The organism is Sphingomonas sp. CFBP 13728 (assembly GCF_014841895.1).
In the GTDB taxonomy this organism is placed as follows: Bacteria; Pseudomonadota; Alphaproteobacteria; order Sphingomonadales; family Sphingomonadaceae; genus Sphingomonas.
This window is the reverse complement of record NZ_JACYUS010000001.1, coordinates 1,747,401-1,764,718: the sequence shown is the minus strand read 5'-3', so window position 1 is coordinate 1,764,718 and position 17,318 is coordinate 1,747,401. Positions and strand designations below refer to the sequence as shown.

Annotated in this window: 15 protein-coding genes and 1 tRNA gene; 9 read left to right on the top strand and 7 right to left on the bottom strand. The window is 66.3% G+C overall.

Translation table 11 applies throughout. The features are described 5' to 3' along the window. Nucleotides 1–139: 139 nt before the first annotated feature. Entirely contained in the window at nucleotides 140–1,336 is a 1,197-nt protein-coding gene (locus IFT67_RS07920; protein ID WP_192146048.1) for a thiolase family protein, read from the bottom strand. Nucleotides 1,337–1,459: 123 nt separating this feature from the next. Here IFT67_RS07920 and IFT67_RS07915 point away from each other — a divergent pair, with 123 nt between their 5' ends. Further along, on the top strand, nucleotides 1,460–2,248 hold the full coding sequence (locus IFT67_RS07915; RefSeq protein ID WP_192146046.1) for an enoyl-CoA hydratase/isomerase family protein: 789 nt from the start codon (nucleotides 1,460–1,462) through the stop codon (nucleotides 2,246–2,248). A 78-nt stretch (nucleotides 2,249–2,326) separates the two neighbouring features. Here IFT67_RS07915 and gorA read toward each other — a convergent pair whose 3' ends face one another. The 3 genes from gorA to pgi all read right to left on the bottom strand — a co-directional run bounded on the left by gorA (nucleotide 2,327) and on the right by pgi (nucleotide 5,819). Beyond that, complete coding sequence (gene gorA / locus IFT67_RS07910; RefSeq protein ID WP_342450582.1) at nucleotides 2,327–3,700, bottom strand: glutathione-disulfide reductase; 1,374 nt, start codon at nucleotides 3,698–3,700, stop codon at nucleotides 2,327–2,329. 106 nt (nucleotides 3,701–3,806) lie between these two features. Further along, nucleotides 3,807–4,184, bottom strand: coding sequence for a DUF4174 domain-containing protein (locus tag IFT67_RS07905; protein WP_192146042.1), 378 nt, complete (start codon nucleotides 4,182–4,184; stop codon nucleotides 3,807–3,809). Nucleotides 4,185–4,328: 144 nt separating this feature from the next. Further along, nucleotides 4,329–5,819, bottom strand: a complete 1,491-nt coding sequence (gene pgi, locus IFT67_RS07900; protein WP_192146040.1) for a glucose-6-phosphate isomerase — start codon at nucleotides 5,817–5,819, stop codon at nucleotides 4,329–4,331. 125 nt (nucleotides 5,820–5,944) lie between these two features. Here pgi and lepB point away from each other — a divergent pair, with 125 nt between their 5' ends. The 3 genes from lepB (at nucleotide 5,945) to era (ending at nucleotide 8,627) form a co-directional block, all read left to right on the top strand. Continuing rightward, nucleotides 5,945–6,754, top strand: a complete 810-nt coding sequence (gene lepB / locus IFT67_RS07895) for a signal peptidase I (RefSeq protein WP_192146038.1) — start codon at nucleotides 5,945–5,947, stop codon at nucleotides 6,752–6,754. Beyond that, a complete protein-coding gene (gene rnc / locus IFT67_RS07890) occupies nucleotides 6,751–7,413 on the top strand; it encodes a ribonuclease III (RefSeq protein WP_107954640.1) in 663 nt (220 codons plus the stop codon). The genes lepB and rnc overlap by 4 nt, the downstream gene beginning before the upstream one ends. A 290-nt stretch (nucleotides 7,414–7,703) precedes the next feature. Then, complete coding sequence (gene era / locus IFT67_RS07885; RefSeq protein WP_342450580.1) at nucleotides 7,704–8,627, top strand: GTPase Era; 924 nt, start codon at nucleotides 7,704–7,706, stop codon at nucleotides 8,625–8,627. A gap of 352 nt (nucleotides 8,628–8,979) precedes the next feature. On the opposite strand, the gene ygfZ is transcribed toward era, so the two are convergent. Beyond that, nucleotides 8,980–9,723, bottom strand: a complete 744-nt coding sequence (ygfZ, locus tag IFT67_RS07880; RefSeq protein ID WP_244647200.1) for a CAF17-like 4Fe-4S cluster assembly/insertion protein YgfZ — start codon at nucleotides 9,721–9,723, stop codon at nucleotides 8,980–8,982. Nucleotides 9,724–9,804: 81 nt separating this feature from the next. On the opposite strand from ygfZ, the gene pyrC reads away from it, so the two are divergent. Beyond that, a complete protein-coding gene (pyrC, locus tag IFT67_RS07875; RefSeq protein WP_192146034.1) occupies nucleotides 9,805–10,842 on the top strand; it encodes a dihydroorotase in 1,038 nt (345 codons plus the stop codon). A gap of 19 nt (nucleotides 10,843–10,861) precedes the next feature. Here the strand turns inward: pyrC and IFT67_RS07870 are convergent, their stop codons facing one another. Together IFT67_RS07870 and IFT67_RS07865 are read right to left on the bottom strand one after the other, a co-directional pair. After that, nucleotides 10,862–11,206: a hypothetical protein gene (locus IFT67_RS07870; RefSeq protein WP_192146032.1), complete on the bottom strand. Its 345-nt coding sequence runs from the start codon at nucleotides 11,204–11,206 to the stop codon at nucleotides 10,862–10,864. A 181-nt stretch (nucleotides 11,207–11,387) separates the two neighbouring features. Then, nucleotides 11,388–12,158 carry a DUF1134 domain-containing protein gene (locus IFT67_RS07865; protein WP_192146030.1) on the bottom strand — a complete coding sequence of 257 codons (771 nt, stop codon included), beginning with the start codon at nucleotides 12,156–12,158 and terminating at the stop codon, nucleotides 11,388–11,390. A 171-nt stretch (nucleotides 12,159–12,329) separates the two neighbouring features. Between IFT67_RS07865 and IFT67_RS07860 the strand changes: the two genes are divergently transcribed. The 4 genes from IFT67_RS07860 to IFT67_RS07845 all read left to right on the top strand — a co-directional run bounded on the left by IFT67_RS07860 (nucleotide 12,330) and on the right by IFT67_RS07845 (nucleotide 17,315). Next, nucleotides 12,330–12,422 (top strand) — tRNA-Ser (locus IFT67_RS07860). Between the two features lie 381 nt (nucleotides 12,423–12,803). Continuing rightward, nucleotides 12,804–14,210 (top strand): L-serine ammonia-lyase, encoded by a 1,407-nt coding sequence (locus tag IFT67_RS07855; RefSeq protein ID WP_192146028.1) that lies wholly within the window; start codon nucleotides 12,804–12,806, stop codon nucleotides 14,208–14,210. 10 nt (nucleotides 14,211–14,220) lie between these two features. Beyond that, entirely contained in the window at nucleotides 14,221–16,257 is a 2,037-nt protein-coding gene (locus IFT67_RS07850; RefSeq protein WP_192146026.1) for a M3 family metallopeptidase, read from the top strand. Then, nucleotides 16,254–17,315, top strand: coding sequence for a pyridoxal-phosphate dependent enzyme (locus IFT67_RS07845; RefSeq protein ID WP_192146024.1), 1,062 nt, complete (start codon nucleotides 16,254–16,256; stop codon nucleotides 17,313–17,315). The genes IFT67_RS07850 and IFT67_RS07845 overlap by 4 nt, the downstream gene beginning before the upstream one ends. Nucleotides 17,316–17,318: the final 3 nt, after the last annotated feature.

Here is a 17,318-nt window from a genome sequence, read left to right as displayed (position 1 = left end):
GCATCCCTATCCGAGAAGTCCCGAACCTGCGCCGCCGCCGATGTCTTGGCAACTACACCCTCTCCCATCGGGGAGAGGGAAGGGGCCCGCGGCGTCTTCGCCGTGGGAAGGGTGAGGGCACGCCACGTTGGCGCCCGCGTCAGACGATCTCGAACAACCCCGCCGCGCCCATGCCCCCCGCGGTGCACATCGACACCACGACATAGCGCACCCCGCGCTTGCGCCCCTCGATCAGCGCATGCCCGACCAGCCGCGACCCCGTCATCCCGAACGGGTGCCCGACCGCGATCGCGCCGCCGTTGACGTTGTACTTCTCCGGATCGATCCCGAGGAAATCCCGACAATACAGGCACTGCGACGCGAACGCCTCGTTCAGCTCCCACAACCCGATGTCACCAACCGACAACTCCGCGCGCTCGAGCAGTTTCGGGATCGCGAAGATCGGCCCGATCCCCATTTCCGCCGGGCTGCACCCCGCCGCCTGGAACCCGCGATAGATGCCGAGGATGTCCTTGCCCTCGGCCTCCGCGGTCTTGCGGTCCATGAGCAACTGCGCAGAAGCCCCGTCCGACAACTGGCTCGCATTGCCCGCAGTCACGCTCGACCCCGGCCCCGAGAACTCGCCACCCGGCCAAACCGTCTTCAGCCCGCGCAGCCCCTCCAGCGTCGTCCCCGCCCGAATGCCCTCGTCCTGCGACAAGGTAACGCTCTCGATCCCGGCATGCGCGCCCTGCTTGTCGTACAGCGCCTTCTCGACCGTGATCGGCACGATCTCCTCGGCGAACGCTCCGCTCGCCAGCCCCGCGGCGGCACGCTGCTGGCTCATCGCGGCGTATTCGTCCTGCGCCTCGCGGCTGATGCCGTATTTCTCCGCGACGATCTCCGCGGTCTCGATCATCGGAATATACGCCGCCGGCTCCTTCGCCACGACGCTCGCATTGACGAAGCGCGGCGCGTCCTTCGTCACGGTATAGCTGATCGACTCCATCCCGCCCGCCAGCGCGACATCCGCCTCGTCGCACATGATCGTCCGCGCCGCGAGCGCTACCGCCGTCAGCCCTGACCCGCACTTCCGATCGAGCGTGAACGCCGGCACCGACTCCGGCAGCCCACCCGCAAAGATCGCCATCCGCCCGGCGTTCCCGCCCTGCGTACCCCATTGATTGCCGACGCCCCAGAATACCTCGTCGATCCGCGCCGGATCTACCCCTGCGCGCTCGACGACCGCGTTCATGACGTGCCCCGCCAGCACCGGCGCCTCGGTCGCATTGAACGCCCCCCGATACGCCTTGCCGATAGCGGTACGGGCGGTCGAGACGATGACGGCTTCACGCATGCTGGAACCTTTCGAGGATCGGGTATGCAGATGATCTAGGTGGTGGCACGATCGTTTGAAAGTGTTTTGACGCTATCCGGCACGCACGCGGGCGGATATCGAGACGGCTTCGAGGAGAATGCAATGACCGATCAGGCTCGCACAAACGGCGTCGACGTCACCCGCGACGGGCATGTCGCGATCGTCACGTTCGCGCGGCCGCCGTACAACTTCGCCGATCTCGCGCTGATCGAGGCAATCGGCGCTGCGTTCGCCGCCGCGGATGCCGACCGCGACGTCCGCGCGATCGTCCTGCAATCCGAGGGCAAGGTGTTCTGTGCGGGCGCGGACCTCGTCAACGCCAATCCGGTCGCCGCGGAGCGGACCGAGGGCGAGCGCAACCCGTTCTACGTCGCCGCCGCCAAGCTGTTCGCGGTCGAGACGCCGGTCGTCGCCGCGATCCAGGGTGCTGCGGTCGGGGCGGGGCTTGGCCTCGCGCTCGTCGCCGATTTCCGCGTGGCCTCGCCCGAGGCGAAGTTCGTCGCCAACTTCGTTCAGATCGGCTTCCACCCCGGCTTCGGTATCTCCGCGGTGCTGGAGCGCGTGATCGGTCGCCAGCGTGCACTGCTGATGAACCTGACAGGGCGCCGCATCCGGGCGGAGCAGGCTGAGGCCTGGGGTTTGGTGGACGCAGTCGTTCCGGCGGACCGGTTGCGCGCCGAAGCGCTGTCGCTCGCAAAGGAGATAGCAGCCGGCGCGCCGCTCGCGGTCGGCTCGACGCGAAAGACGATGCGCGGAGACCTGTTCGCTTTGGTCCAGTCGCAGACCGATCACGAACTCGCCGAACAAGCCTGGTTGCAGAAGACCAACGACTTCGCAGAGGGTGTACGCGCCGTCAGCGAACGCCGTCCCGGCAATTTCACCGCCACCTGACGTGTTCCCCCGCGAAGGCGGGGGCCCAGGCTGGGCTACCGCCTTCGCGGTAGAACACGCTTGAAGCGGGGCCGCCCCTCACTTCATCAAGACAAGCTCTTCCGCCATCGTCGGATGCAGCGCGACCGTCGCGTCGAAATCAGCTTTGGTCAGGCCGGCCTTCACCGCCACCGCAGCCGATTGCAAGATCTCCGGACAGTCCGGCCCGATCATGTGGATGCCGACCACCCGGTCGGTCTCGCCATCGCAGATCATCTTGTACAGCGACCGCTCGTTACGGCCCGCCAGCACGTTCTTCATCGGCCGGAAGTCGCTCGAATACACCCTGACCGACCCGAGTGCTTCCCGCGCCTGCGACTCGGTCATGCCGACGCCCGCCATCGGCGGATGGCTGAACACCGCGGCGGGCACGTTGGCATAATCCACGCGCGTCGGCTTGCCGCCGAAGAACGTGTCGGCGAACGCCTGCCCCTCGCGGATCGCGACCGGGGTCAGCTGGATGCGGTTGGTGACATCGCCGACCGCGAAGATCGAGTCGCAGCTCGACCGATTATCCTCGTCGACGATCACCGCGCCGGCCGCGTCCATCTCGACGCCCGCGGTATCGAGCCCCAAGCCCTTCGTATTAGGCAAACGGCCGGTAGCGAACATCACGAGATCGACGACGATCGGCTCATGCCCGCTCATCTTGACCGTCAGGCAGCCATCCGAGTCCTTCTCGATGCTCTCGAACGCCGCGTTGAACCGAAAATCGATTCCCTTGCTCATCGAGATCTGGAGCAGGCGGTCGCGGATCGACTCGTCATAGCCGCGCAGGATCACGTCGGTCCGATTGACCAGCGTCACGTGCGATCCGAACTGATGGAAAATCCCAGCGAACTCGTTGGCGATATAGCCCGCGCCGGCGATCAGCACGCGCTTCGGCACGTCGTCGAGATGGAAGACTTCGTTCGAGGTGATGCCGTGCTCGGCACCGGGGAACTCGGGCACCAGCGGATGCGCACCGACCGCGATCAGGATCTTGGCGGCGGTCTTCGTGGTGCCATCGGCAAGCGTGACTTCGTTCGGCCCGGAGACGACCGCACGCTGGTGGATGATGTCGACGTGGTTGTTCTGGAGCGTCGTCGTGTAGGCGCCGTTGATCCGGTCGACCTCCTCCATGACGTTGTCGCGCAGCGTCGGCCAGCTGAACGCGCAGTTGTCCGGCACTTGCCAGCCGAACCGCTTGGCGTCCTTCAAATCCTCGGCAAAATGCGCGCCGTAGATCAGCAGCTTCTTCGGTACGCAGCCGCGGATGACGCAGGTCCCACCGACCCGGTACTCCTCCGCGACCGCAACGCGCGCGCCATGCGCGGCGGCGACGCGCGACGCACGCGTCCCGCCCGAGCCTGCGCCGATGACGAACAGGTCATAGTCGAATTGGGTGTCGGTCGCGGATGTGGTCTCGGTCACGGGCAGTCCTCGTAGGTCGCGTGCCGCGGGGCGGCTTTGCATGCCATCTGGGGCAGGGGGCGCGACGCCACAACCCCGGCGCGGCGATCACGCTGATCGGCTCAGCCTATCGCTGCCCCGCCTTGCGCATCGGCATCGCGTCGATCGTCGCCTCCAGCGCGGCGGTGGGGAAGGGCTTGGCACTACGGAGTTTCTCGCCGCCGTCCTTTCCGATCAGGATCGCGGTGAAGCTGGTGGGGAGGTGGTATCTGCGGCGAAGCGCTGCGGCTGGGTCACTCGCGCCGCGGACTGTATCGCCGACAACTTCGACAATCGTGAGGTCGCGAGCGGCGGCGTGGGTCTTCCAAGCGGCCAGGATACGAAGTTGCTCGGCGAGCGCGGAGTCTTCAGCGGTCGAGGCGGAGACGATCAACACGCGCCGCTCCCACTTCATTTGCGTGACGGTAGGGGAGGCGGCAAGCGCGACGGCAAGGAATAAAGGCATGAGGATGTAACGCCTCAGCCTCTCCAGTTCTCCCGCGCCCTCTAGTTCTCCCGCGAAGGCGGGAGCCCAGGATCGCAAGCGCTGTGGATGGTATCCTGGGCCCCCGCCTCCGCGGGGGAACACGAAAGAGGTTTCCTCTCGGAATTACCCGAACGCGCGCTTGATCAGATCGTCGGTCGAGGGATCGAACGTCTGCCCGCCCTTCTCAGCAGCCTTCGCCATTTCCTTGCCCAGCTCGACCCCGAACTGGTCGAACGAGTTGATCCCCAGCAGCACCCCGTTCACGAACACCCGGTGCTCATAAAACGCGATCAACGCGCCCAGCGTCGGCGCATCCAGATCGTCGAGCAGCAACGTCGAAGACGGCCGATCGCCCGAATAGCTCCGCGCCGGATCCTCGACCTGCTTGCCCGCCATCAACGCCGCACCCTGTGCGAACGCGTTCAGCAACAGCGCCCGGTGATGCTCCTCGGGCAACGTATCGCCCGGCTCGATCACCGCGATGAACTCGACCGGCACCAGATGCGTACCCTGGTGGAGCAACTGGAACACCGCATGCTGCGCCTCGGTGCCGACGCCACCCCAGGTGATCGCCGCCGACGGCCGCCCGAGCGGCTGCCCGTCGACCGTCACCGACTTGCCGTTCGACTCCATCTCCAGCTGCTGGAGATAGCTCGGCAGCAACCGCAACCGCTCGTCATACGCGAACGGCGCGCGCGTCTCGGCATGGCGGATCTGCGTGTAATACAGGTCCGCGAACGCCGCGAGCGCCGGCGCGTTCTCGTGAAGTGCCGAAAGCCGGAAATGGCGATCCATCTCGGCCGCACCCTCGAGCAACTCCTCGAACCGGTCCCACCCCAGCGCGATCGCCGCTGGGAAACCGATCGTCGACCACAGCGAATACCGCCCGCCGACGCTCTCCGCGAACGGCAGGATGCGCGTCTCGTCGACGCCCCACTCCATCGCCTTCTCAGGCGACGCGGTCAGCGCGATCACGCGGCCATACGGATCCTCGACATTATGTTCAGTCATCCACTGCAGCACGCTTTCGGCGTTCATCAGCGTCTCGGTCGTGGTGAACGTCTTCGACGCGACCACCAGCAGCGTCGCCGCCGGATCGAACTTCGCGAACACGTCCTCCAGCGCGACGCCATCGACATTCGCCACGATCGCCACGTCGTACCTTTTGTCGTCACGCCCCAGCGCATCGACCAGCAACTGCGGCCCCAGCGCCGACCCGCCAATCCCGACATGCAGGATATGTCGGACCGGACCCAGCGCCTCCGCCTCGATCGCGTCGATCAGCGTCCGCATCCGCTGGTGGCTCGCCTGCGCGATCGCGACGCTCTCGGGCTTGCCCTCGCCGCGCTCGGCGGTGTGCTCGACCGCGCGGCCCTCGGTGACGTTGACGACCTCGCCCGAGAACAGCGCCTGGCGCTTGCCCGACAGGTCCTGCGCCTTCGCCATTTCCTCGAACGCGGTGACCATGTCCGTCGTCAGATGCGTCTTCGACCAGTCGAAGTGGATCCCCGCGACATCGAGGCTCAGCTTCGAGAGGCGCTCCGAGTCCGCCGCGAACAGGTCGGTCAGCTTGGTGGCGGGCAGGGCTTCGATCTTGGACCAGTCGGCGGTCATGCTACTTCTCCGGATAGACGTGCGCGCCGGTCATGCTGCAAGCGCGAGACCGCGACAACGCTCTTTCGGTGACACGTATCCCGCACACGCTTGACGATAGGCGCGGTCTGCGCAAACCCGCACACATGGCAAATGACGTGAAGACCAAACCCGTACGTTCCGAAACGAGCGAAACGTTCCGCTTCCTACTGAAGCTCGCGCTGGTCGTGCTGATCCTGCGCAGCTTCATCTTCGCGCCGTTCAGCATCCCGTCCGAATCGATGCTGCCCCGGCTGCTGATCGGCGACTATCTCTTCGTCTCGAAGTGGAACTACGGCTATTCGCGCTGGTCGCTCCCCGCCGGTATCCCGCTGATCCCCGGCCGCATCTTCGGCAGCACGCCCACGCGCGGCGACGTCGTCGTCTTCCGCGCACCCGAAGTGCTCGACCACGACGTCATCAAGCGCGTCATCGGCCTCCCCGGCGAGACCGTCCAGATGCGTCAGGGCACCGTTTACCTCAACGGCAAGGCAATCCCGAAGCAGCGCATCGCCGACTTCACGATCCCACTGACCGAGAACTTCAACGCCGAGAAATGCGGCGCGCCGTTCGTCGACGTTGTCGCAAACGTCCAGATCTGCCGCTACCCCCGCTTCCGGGAAACGCTTCCCGGCGGCCGCAGCTACGAAGTCCTCGACCAGGTCGAACTCCCCGACCGCGACGACACCGGGCTCTACACGATCCCGGCAGGCCACATCTTCGTGATGGGCGACAACCGCGACGACAGCGGCGACAGCCGGTTCCCCGCACCGCAGGGCATGGGCTACGTCCCGCTCGAGAACGTCGAGGGCAAGGCCGTCGTCAACTTCTTCTCGACCGACGGCAATGCCGAATGGCTGAAGCCGTGGACCTGGGTCAGTGCCGCACGCTGGAGCCGTATCGGGGAAGGCTTTTGAGCGACCTAGCCGGCTGGCTGAAGACGCTCTTTGGCCGCGCACCGACCAACCTCGCCCCCTATGAGCGCGCGCTGACGCACGGCAGCCAGGCCGCCGCGAACTACGAGCGACTCGAGTTCCTCGGCGACCGCGTCCTCGGCCTGATCATCGCCGAATGGCTCTACGAACTGTTCGCGACCGACCCCGAAGGCTCGTTGTCGAAACGCCTCAACGCGCTCGTCACCGGCCCGGTCTGCGCCGACGTCGCGCGCGAACTCGGCGTCCGCGCGCATCTCAAACTCGGCAAGCAGGCCCGCGACGACGGCGCCAGCGACAGCGACAACGTGCTCGGCGACGTGATGGAAGCGCTGATCGGCGCCTGGTACCAGGAAGCCGGCCTCGACGCCGCCCGCGCCTTCGTCCGCGGCGCCTGGGGCGACAGGGTGCAAGCCGGCGCAAAGGCCCCGCAACATCCCAAATCCGCGCTCCAGGAATGGGCCGCTGCCCACAACCGCAAGCCCCCCGAATACACCATCGTAGAACGCACCGGCCCCGGCCACGCCCCCAAATTCACGATGCTGGTGTCAGTCGGCAAACTCGCCGAAGCGACTGCGACGGGCTCCAGCAAACAGGAAGCCGAAACCGCGGCGGCCAAGGCATTGCTCGAGAAGCTCGGCTAAGAAGGTTTTGTTCGCGCAGAGGCGCAGAGGACGCGGAGATGGTGCGATCGGGGCAAGGTCGTGCCCGGCAAGACACCGATTATTCGGCGGCGTTTGGTTCAGCGAGTGCGCCCCTCATTCACTTCATCTCTGCGTCCTCTGCGTCCTCTGCGCCTCTGCGCGAACAAACTGTTTCTTCTCGGCCTGCGCCCGACGCGCCGGCGAGTGAGGCCGCAGTTTGGCGGGAATGACGCGAGGGCGTTTTGTCTGTATGACCGCCCCCGAATATCCCGATGCCGAAAAGAACCTAAGTGACCGAACCTACCACGCCTGAAATCTCCACCCCCAAGCATTGCGGCCTAGTCGCCATCGTCGGCGCGCCGAACGCGGGCAAGTCGACGCTCGTCAACGCGCTCGTCGGCCAGAAGGTCGCCATCGTCAGCCCCAAGGCGCAGACGACGCGCGCAAAACTGATGGGCGTCGCGATCGAGGGAGACACGCAGATCCTGCTCGTCGACACCCCCGGCATCTTCGAGCCCAAGCGCCGCTTCGACCGCGCGATGGTCGCCGCCGCCTGGGGTGGCGCGGAGGGCTCCGACATCATCGCACTGGTGGTCGACGCCAAGGGCGGGATCGGCGGCAAGGTCACCACAATCGTTGAGTCGCTGGTCGGCCGCACCGAGCCGATCTGGCTGATCCTCAACAAGGTCGATCTCGCCGACAAGACCAAGCTGCTGATCCACGCCGAGAAACTGAACGCGCTGCTCCCGTTCGCCGAGACGTTCTTCATCAGCGCCGGCAGCGGCGACGGCCTCGCCCACTTCAAGACGCAGCTCGCCAAGGCGATGCCAGAAGGCCCATGGCACTACCCCGAGGACCAGGTCTCCGACTCGACCGAACGCGCGCTGGCGTCCGAAGTGACCCGCGAGCAGCTCTATCTCCAGCTCCACGCCGAGCTGCCCTATGCGAGCACGATCGAGACCGAGCAGTATATCGAACGCCAGGACGGCAGCCTCGAAATCCACCAGCAGATCCTGGTCGAACGCCCGACGCAGCGCGCGATCGTGCTCGGCAAGGGCGGCGTCCGGATCAAGGAGATCGGCGCCCGCTCCCGCATCGAACTGTCCTCGATCACCGGCAAGCCCGTTCACCTGTACCTGCACGTAAAGGTCAAACCCGGCTGGGACGAAGACCGCGAAGTTTACCGCGACATGGGCCTCGACTGGGTCGACTGACCCCAACCGGGAGGATGTCCCCCGCGAAGGCGGGGGCCCAGACTGGACTCCCGCATTCGCGGGAGAACAAATCTTCTACCGTGAACGAAGCACGCTGAAAATCGCCAACCCACCACTACCCCGGCGAAAGGCCGAGCCGAATTGGTGGACGTTTGTGGTGCCAGGCAACGTCGGCCGTCGCAGGGGAACAAGCTAACTCTGCCAGATTGGCGATTTGAACTTCAATACCGAGAGCCGACGATCGCGATCGCCCGGTCAAAACTGCACCGACCTCGCACCCGCGCATATTATCGTCCCCATGCCCGCGCATCCGGACAAGGATCACACGATGCCGACCATGATCGATGTGACCTCAACGATCCGCTACGGTCGTCGCGTCGTCGGCTAGAGCGGCGGCGAGCCATGTCGGGATCACCGCGTCGCCGAGAGCTTCGACGCGACGATGCTCGACCATCAGGCCAAGCTCCGGGTAGGTCGTACGCGTACGGTTGCTCGGTTCGGTGAAGGGCGCCACGACCAGGCGGCGGTTGACCTTAGACCGGTGATGCATCCGCGCGGTGTTTTCCTGGCCGACGTAACACCCCTTGGTGAAACTGACGCCGTTCAGCTCGCGAGCGTTGCATTCGAGCCAGAGCGTTTCGCCGTTGCCGAGATCCGCGATGCCTTCAGGCACCCCGAGTGACAGGCGGTGCGCGTGCCACCCGGTCGCGGGCGCTGCTTCCGGGGCGAGCCAGCGATGGCCGAGGTCGGCAAGGCGAGGGTCTGGCACACCTTGGGAGCCGCCGAGCGACCAGTGGACCCTGAGTGCATCGGACTGGAACGTGATCGCGCGGCGCAGGCGGTAGAGCGACAGGCGCTTGGTCAGCGCTTCGGCTTGCGTAGCCTCGACGTCGATCAGCACGTCGCCGCCGTCCGCCCACAGGATGAAGTCGAACAGCGCCTTGCCCTGCGGCGACAGCAATGCCGCCCACGCCGGAGTGGCGGGGGTCAGCAACGTGGTGTCGGCGGTGACCAGCCCTTGCAGGAAGCCCCGCACGTCTTCGCCCGCGATGCGGATCACGCTGCGATCGGCGAGCATCGTTCCAGGAGTGTCCATGATCACCACCTAGTGCGCCTGGCGCGATTTCCAAGCAGGCGACGTCTGGCATCCGGCGGCCCGCGCCGATAGTAAGGCCGCATGACCGAGCGCCTCACGATCCGCCGCCCCGATGACTGGCACGTCCACCTGCGCGATGGCGCGATGCTGGAGACTGTGGCGCGCCATACCGCGCGGCAGTTCGCACGCGCGATCATCATGCCGAACCTGACCCCGCCCGTGACCTCGATCGAGGCCGCGAAGGCCTATCGCGAGCGGATCATGGCGGCCCTGGGGGAGGGCGCGAACTTCACGCCGTTGATGACGTGTTACCTCACCGACGGCACCGATCCGGCGGAGATCGAGCGCGGCCATGCAGAGGGCGTCTTCACAGCGTGCAAGCTGTACCCCGCGCATGCGACGACCAATTCGGCGCACGGCGTCACCGATATCCGCGCGCTGACCGGCGTGCTGGAAACGTTGCAGCGGATCGGCATGCCGCTGCTGATCCACGGCGAGGTAACCGACAAGTCGGTCGACATCTTCGACCGCGAGGCCGTCTTCGTCGAGCGCGTGCTGACGCCGCTGGTGCGCGACTATCCCGGCCTGAAGATCGTGCTGGAGCATATCACGACCGCCGAAGCCGCGGCGTTCGTGACCGAGGCGGATCATCCGATCGCCGCGACGATCACGCCGCAGCACCTGCTGATCAACCGCAACGCGCTGTTCGACGGGGGGCTTCGTCCGCACGCCTATTGTCTGCCGGTGCTGAAGCGCGAGACGCACCGACTGGCCGTGCGCCGCGCCGCGGTGTTGGGATCGCCGCGGTTCTTTCTCGGGACCGACAGCGCGCCGCATGTGGTGGGCGCCAAGGAATCCGGCTGCGGATGCGCGGGCATCTTCAACGCACCGTTCGCGCTGGAAGCGTATCTGCGCGTATTCGACGAGGAAGGTGCGCTCGACAAGTTCGAGGGGTTTGCCTCCGAGCACGGCGCGCGCTTCTACGGGCTGCCGCTGAACGAAGGCACCGTGACGCTGGTGCGCGGCGATGCCGAGGTCCCCGCGTCGGTCGGCGCGGGGGATACGGCGGTGGTGCCGTTTCTCGCGGGGACCAATGTCGGGTGGCGGTTCGAGGGGTAGGGGCATTCCCGAATATTCGTCAGGCTGACGAAACCTTTAGCCGGTCGAGCCACAACCGCGCTTCCTTCTGCTCGCCGACCGCGCTGGCGCTGACCGGACCGCGCGCGGCGAAGAAGTCGCGGTGGAGTGCGAAGGGTTCCAGCATCAGGCGGTCGCGCATCGAATCGATGTCGCTGCCCATCTCGGTGAGCGCGTCGATCGTCGGGGCGATCGCGGCGCGGACGCGGCGGTCCGCGGTGCGGTCGAACAGGCCCAGCGAACCGGACGCGGTCTTTTCGAGCGCCGCGATCAGCGTTTCGCGATATTCGGTTTCCAGGTCCTCGCGCTGGGCGTCGAGGCGGGCGAGACGGTCGGGTTTTGCCATTTTTCAGGCGTAGCGTGTGGGGTGGAGGCGTCAACTTGTGGGCGTGGCTTTAGCGTTGCGCCCTGAGCGGGTTCGTTGTCTGGGCGCGCGCCGTGGGCGAAGCCCACGTCGTCGGCCGGGCTGAAGCCCGCCGGCCGGGCTTGCTCGAATCAGCGGGGCGTGGCCCGCTGCCGCGCTTCGCCTAAAACGGCAGCCACCTCGATTTGTGCGTGATGTTCATATATCCGACGTTCACCCCTGCGCGCCAGCCGACGCCAAGACGGATCGGGATCAGGACGACGTTGCCGCGGCGGAGATAGGTCGCGGCGAAACCGCCGACGAGGTACAGCCGGCCTTCTACGGCCGGGAAGCGCTTGTAGAGTTCTTCGGTGTCGTAGAGGTTGTAGACCAGCACGAAAACCTTGTTCGCGTCGCCGCCGACGTCGAAGCCGACCGATGGCCCGGTCCAATAGACCGGCTGCTGGCCCTCGACCTTGTGGCTCATGATTCCCGAGCCGTAGCGGACGCCGAGGATGAATGCCCCGGACGCCTCGCGGCCGGCGATATAGGCGTTGGGCTGGCCCTGGTCCTTCAGGATGTTCTCGAGGATGCCGCCGAGCCCTGCTGCACCCTTGCCGAACACGCCTTCGCCCGCGGCGAGCAGGTCGTCGCGTTCATAGGTGTCGGCGGCCTGCATCGTCGCCTCGGCACGCGTTTCGGGACGCTGGGCGTTCGTCGCGGGTGGTGGCGCCGGTGTCGGTTCGGCAGGAACGTCCTGATCGGCGGGCCGCGACGGCTGTGTCGTCGCCTGCGGAACCGACTGGCCGGCGCGATATTGCGAAGGCTGCGCGGAAAGGTCGCCGTCGATCGCCTGGTTGGGATCGATCGTGCGGACCTGTGCCGCCGCGATACCCGGCGCACCGCCGCACAAGGTGGCTGCAAGGACGCCAAGGCCAAGCCAGAAGCTACGCATGATCAACTATTCCCCAGAACGCGAATGCGCCCGCTGCGGCTAGGTAACCAAGATGCGCCTTGCCGCGCAATGAACGAACCACCGGCCCGTGTCGATTTCGCGTCGGAATAGCGCATTACAGCCGTTGCCCCGCCGCCCGACCCTCGCTATAGCCCCGCATCTGCTGCAGCCGGAGACGTGGGTGAGTGGCTGAAACCAGCGGTTTGCTAAACCGCCGTACCGGGTTTACTGGTACCGAGGGTTCGAATCCCTCCGTCTCCGCCAATTTTCGTTAGAGTGATATTCCTTTAACCGCACGCGGTAATCCTCCGTGGGCTTGCAGCGCAGTCTCATTTTGTAACGGGAGCCGCCTGCGCGAGCGCTTCCAAACGCCGCTGTTGCCGAGCGCGTTGATATTTGACGTGGGCAACCGCGAAGCCGGGTTTCGTCGACCATACCTCCACTCACTTCGGATGGACGACGGGGGGCATCGTCTCGTACTGTGATGTCGACCGTGGCTACGGTGTGGCTGGCCGGCCGTCGTGACCGGCTGGCGAGTCAGGGGTTGAAGGATGCCGAGGACGATGGACGTTTCCGCCAAGTTTGCCGCGCCGAGCGAGGATCGCGCGCCGTACGTCGTCGCCGATCCCGCCTGAGCATCTCGGCATGAACCCGTTGACCGTCGATCGCCCGGACGAACACGCCCGCGCTCGTCCCGATTGCCATCAGGCGATCAGCATCCTCGACCTGTTCACGATCGGGATCGGACCGTCGAGTTCGCATACCGTCGGGCCAATGCGCGCGGCGTGGTTGTTCGCGGATCTGGTCGCGGACGAGAAGCCGGTGGCGGTGCGCGTCGACTTGTATGGTTCGCTGGCGCTGACCGGGCGCGGGCATGCGACCGACAGCGCAGTGATGCTGGGCTTGAGTGGCGCGCAGCCCGAGACGATCGATCCCGACCTGATCCCCGTGCGATTGGCGGCGATCAGGTCGAGCGGGCGACTGATGCTGGCGGAGCGGGTCGAGATCGGGTTCGAGGAGAGCCAGCATCTGCTGTTCCACGCGCAGACTTTCCTGCCGGGGCATCCCAATGCGGTGACGTTCACCGCGTCGTTCGGTGACGGGCGCAGCGTCGAGCGGACCTATTTCTCGATCGGCGGCGGCGCGATCGTCGAGGCGGGCTCGGGGCCGGTCAAGGCGAACATCCTGTTGCCGCGGCCTTTTTCGTCGGGGGCGGAACTGCTCGCGACCGGTGATGCGACGGGGATGACGATCGCCGACATCGTCCGTGAGAACGAGATTGCCTGGCGGCCGGAGAGCGAGACAGATGCGTTCCTAGAGGCTGTCCGTGGCGCGATGTTCGCCTCGATCGATCGTGGGTGTCGGCAGGGCGGTATCCTGCCGGGCGGGCTGAAGGTGCCGCGTCGGGCGAAGGCGCTGTTCGAGGGGTTGCAGGCACGCGATACCGCGGCGGATCCGTCCGCGGTGTTCGAGTGGGTGAGCCTGTATGCGCTTGCGGTGAACGAGGAGAATGCTGCGGGGGGCCGCGTCGTGACCGCGCCGACCAACGGCGCGGCGGGCGTGCTGCCGGCGGTGCTGCGCTTCTACGAGAATTTCACCAAGGACCCGACGGCGAAGGGCGCACACGACTTCCTGCTGACCGCGGCGGCGATCGGCTTTCTCTACAAGAAGCGCGCGTCGATCTCGGCGGCGGAGATGGGGTGCCAGGGCGAGGTTGGCGTCGCGTGCTCGATGGCGGCGGGCGCGCTGGTCGCGGCGCTCGGCGGGACCAACGAACAGATCGAGAATGCGGCCGAGATCGGCATGGAGCACAACCTCGGCCTCACCTGCGATCCGATCGGCGGGCTGGTCCAGATCCCGTGCATCGAGCGCAACACGATGGGTGCGATCAAGGCGATCAACGCCGCGTATCTGGCGCTGCGGGGGGACGGTCGCCATATCGTCAGCCTCGATGCGGTGATCGAGACGATGCGCCAGACCGGTGAGGACATGCGCTCGCAATATAAGGAGACGTCGCTTGGTGGCCTGGCCGTCAACGTCGTCGAATGCTGAAGGATTTCCCATGACTGCCCCGACGAACCCGCTTCTCGATACGCTGTCGCTGCCCCGTTTCGCCGAACTGTCACCCGACCAGATCGCGCCCGCGCTCGACGAGGCCATCGCGCGGCATGAGGCTATGGTCGAGGCGCTGACGGCCGCGCGGCCGACCGATTTCGCGGGCGCGTGGCTGCCATACGAGCGTGCGAATACCGAGATCGGCGCGATCTGGTCGGCGGTTTCGCACCTGCACGGTGTCGCGGACACGCCCGAGCTGCGTGCGGCGTATTCGGAGGGGCAGAAGCGGCTCGTCGAGAACGACATGAAGGTCGGCCAGAACCGCGATTTGTACGAGGTCTTCGTGGCGCTGAGCGTGTCGCCCGAATTTGCCGACTTGGCCGTCGAGGACCGGGTCGCGGTCGAGCAGGCGATCCGTGATTTCACGCTGTCGGGCGTGGCGCTGGAGCCCCAGGCGCGTGACCGGTTCAGCGAGATTTCGGTCGAGCTGTCGGGGTTGTCGAACGAGTTCGGCAGCGCGGTGCTGGATGCGACCGACGCGTGGTCGGAGCTGGTGACGGACGACGCCGATCTCGCGGGGATTTCGGACGCGGAAAAGGCGATGTTCGCAGATGCCGCCAAGGCGAAGGGGCAGGCGGGCTGGCTGGTCACGCTGCAACAGCCGAGCGTCAACGCGGTGCTGACCTTCGCCGAGAACCGTGAGTTGCGCGCGCGCATGTATCGCGCGTTCGCGACACGCGCGTCGGACCAGGGGCCGAACGCGGGCGAGTTCGACAACAGTGCGCGGATCGCGCGTATCCTCGAGCTGCGGCACGAAGGCGCCAAGCTGCTCGGCTTCACCGATCCGGTCGCGTGGTCGCTCGAGACCAAGATGGCGCCGAATGGTGCCGAGGTGATCGCGTTCCTGCGCGATCTGGCGCGGCGTGCGAAGCCGGCGGCTGAACGCGACTTGGCCGAGCTAAAGACGTTTGCTGCCGAGCAGCTCGGAATCGCCGATTTCGAGCCGTGGGATGCGGGCTTCGTGTCGAACCGGTTGCGGCAGGATCGCTATGCGGTCGATGCGCAGGTGGTGAAGGCGTATTTTCCCGTCGAGCGCGTGATGGAGGGGTGGCAGACGCTGATGCAGCGGCTGTTCGGCATCAAGCTGGTCGAGCGCGACGACGTGTCGCTGTATCACGAGGATGCGCGGTTCTTCGACGTGGTGGATGAGAGCGGGACGGTGTTCGCCGGGCTGTATCTCGACCTCCACGCGCGCACCGGGAAGCGTGGCGGCGCATGGATGGCGCAGGCGCGGCCGCGGTTGCACGACGGCAACACCGTGACGGTGCCGGTCGCGTATCTCGTCTGCAACTTCGCGCCGGATGGTGGCGAAACGCCGTCACTGCTGAGCCACAATGACGTGACGACGCTGCTGCACGAGACCGGCCACTGCATCCACCTGCTCTTTACCAAGGTGAACCGGCCGAGCATCGCTGGCACCAACGGGTTCGAGTGGGACGCGATCGAGCTGCCGAGCCAGCTGATGGAGGATTTTGCCTGGGACAAGGACGTGCTGACCGGCATGTCGGGGCACTACAAGACCGGTGAGAAGCTCCCCGCCGACCTGTTCGAGCGGATGGTGAAGGCGCGACATTTCCAGGCGGGAATGTTCATCCTGCGGCAGGTGGAGTTCGCGCTGTTCGATCTTCTGCTGCATCTCGGCACGATGGGCAGCGATCCGATCGAGGTGATCGAGGCGGTGCGCGACGAGGTGGCGGTGATCCGCCCGCCCGCATGGCACCGCTTCCCGCACGCGTTCAGCCACATTTTCGCGGGCGGTTATGCGTCGGGCTATTACAGTTATCTCTATGCCGAGTTGCTTGCCGCCGATGGATTCGAGGCGTTCGCCGAAGCTGGCTTGGTCGATCGCAAGACCGGCGACCGATTCCGCGAGGAAGTGCTCGCGCGCGGTGCGACACGGCCCGCGGCGGACAGCTTCCGCGCGTTCCGCGGGCGTGACCCCGAGCCGACCGCGATGCTGGTCCGTCACGGTCTGCAAGGGTGACGAAGCGCGTCGACCGGCGCTGGTTGTCGGAGGCGGTGCGGCGGATCGAGGCGGACTATAACCGGTCCGCCGACACGCATCTGATACGCGTCGACCTGCCGCGGTATCCCGGCATCGTGCTGTACCTGAAGGACGAGAGTTCGCACCCGACCGGCAGCCTAAAGCACCGGCTCGCGCGGTCGCTGTTCCTGTACGCGCTGTGCAACGAATGGATCGGGCCGGAGACGACGGTGATCGAATCCTCGTCCGGGTCGACCGCGGTGTCGGAGGCGTATTTCGCCAGGATGCTGGGGCTACGTTTCATCGCGGTGGTGCCTGCGACGACCGCCAAGCCCAAGCTCGACGCGATCCGCTTTCACGGCGGCGAGATCCACATGGTGGACGATCCGCGCACCGTCTACGCGGTCTCGCACCGGCTTGCGGCCGAAACCGGCGGGCATTATCTCGACCAGTTCACCTATGCCGAGCGCGCAACCGACTGGCGCGGCAACAACAACATCGCCGAGAGTATCTTCGCGCAGATGGCCGAGGAGGAGCATCCGTGCCCGTCCTGGATCGTCTGCGGTGCGGGGACGGGGGGCACGTCGGCGACGATCGGGCGCTTCATCCGCTATTGCCGCCACGACACGAAACTGTGCGTCGCGGACCCGGTCCACTCGGTGTTCCACCGCCATTTCGAGGACCGCTCGGTGGTCGCGTTGCCCGAAGGGTGCGCGTCGCGGATCGAGGGGATCGGACGGCCGCGGGTCGAGCCCAGCTTCGTGCCGAGCGTGATCGACCGGATGATCGCGGTCGAGGATGCCGACAGTATCGGCGCGATGCGTGCGCTGTCCGACCGGCTCGGCCGGCGCGTCGGCGGATCGACCGGGACCAACCTCTGGGCGTGCGCGCAGATCGTCGAGGAGATGGCGGCGGCGGGCGAGACGGGGAGCATCGTCACGCTGTTGTGCGATGGCGGCGACCGCTATGGCTGCACCTATTACGACGACGCATGGCTCGACGATCGCGGCGTCGCGTGGACCGGGGCAGCGGCGCGGATGACGCAATTTCTGGGCTGAGTA

Excerpts from the sequence above, each read along its gene's own strand:
- IFT67_RS07865 (WP_192146030.1), bottom strand. The coding sequence starts at position 12,158 with ATGCGTAGCTTCTGGCTTGGCCTTGGCGTCCTTGCAGCCACCTTGTGC.
- ygfZ (WP_244647200.1), bottom strand. The coding sequence starts at position 9,723 with ATGGACACTCCTGGAACGATGCTCGCCGATCGCAGCGTGATCCGCATC.
- IFT67_RS07870 (WP_192146032.1), bottom strand. The coding sequence starts at position 11,206 with ATGGCAAAACCCGACCGTCTCGCCCGCCTCGACGCCCAGCGCGAGGAC.
- IFT67_RS07915 (WP_192146046.1), top strand. The coding sequence starts at position 1,460 with ATGACCGATCAGGCTCGCACAAACGGCGTCGACGTCACCCGCGACGGG.
- IFT67_RS07905 (WP_192146042.1), bottom strand. The coding sequence starts at position 4,184 with ATGCCTTTATTCCTTGCCGTCGCGCTTGCCGCCTCCCCTACCGTCACG.
- IFT67_RS07920 (WP_192146048.1), bottom strand. The coding sequence starts at position 1,336 with ATGCGTGAAGCCGTCATCGTCTCGACCGCCCGTACCGCTATCGGCAAG.
- lepB (WP_192146038.1), top strand. The coding sequence starts at position 5,945 with ATGGCAAATGACGTGAAGACCAAACCCGTACGTTCCGAAACGAGCGAA.
- IFT67_RS07850 (WP_192146026.1), top strand. The coding sequence starts at position 14,221 with ATGACTGCCCCGACGAACCCGCTTCTCGATACGCTGTCGCTGCCCCGT.
- pgi (WP_192146040.1), bottom strand. The coding sequence starts at position 5,819 with ATGACCGCCGACTGGTCCAAGATCGAAGCCCTGCCCGCCACCAAGCTG.
- pyrC (WP_192146034.1), top strand. The coding sequence starts at position 9,805 with ATGACCGAGCGCCTCACGATCCGCCGCCCCGATGACTGGCACGTCCAC.
- IFT67_RS07855 (WP_192146028.1), top strand. The coding sequence starts at position 12,804 with ATGAACCCGTTGACCGTCGATCGCCCGGACGAACACGCCCGCGCTCGT.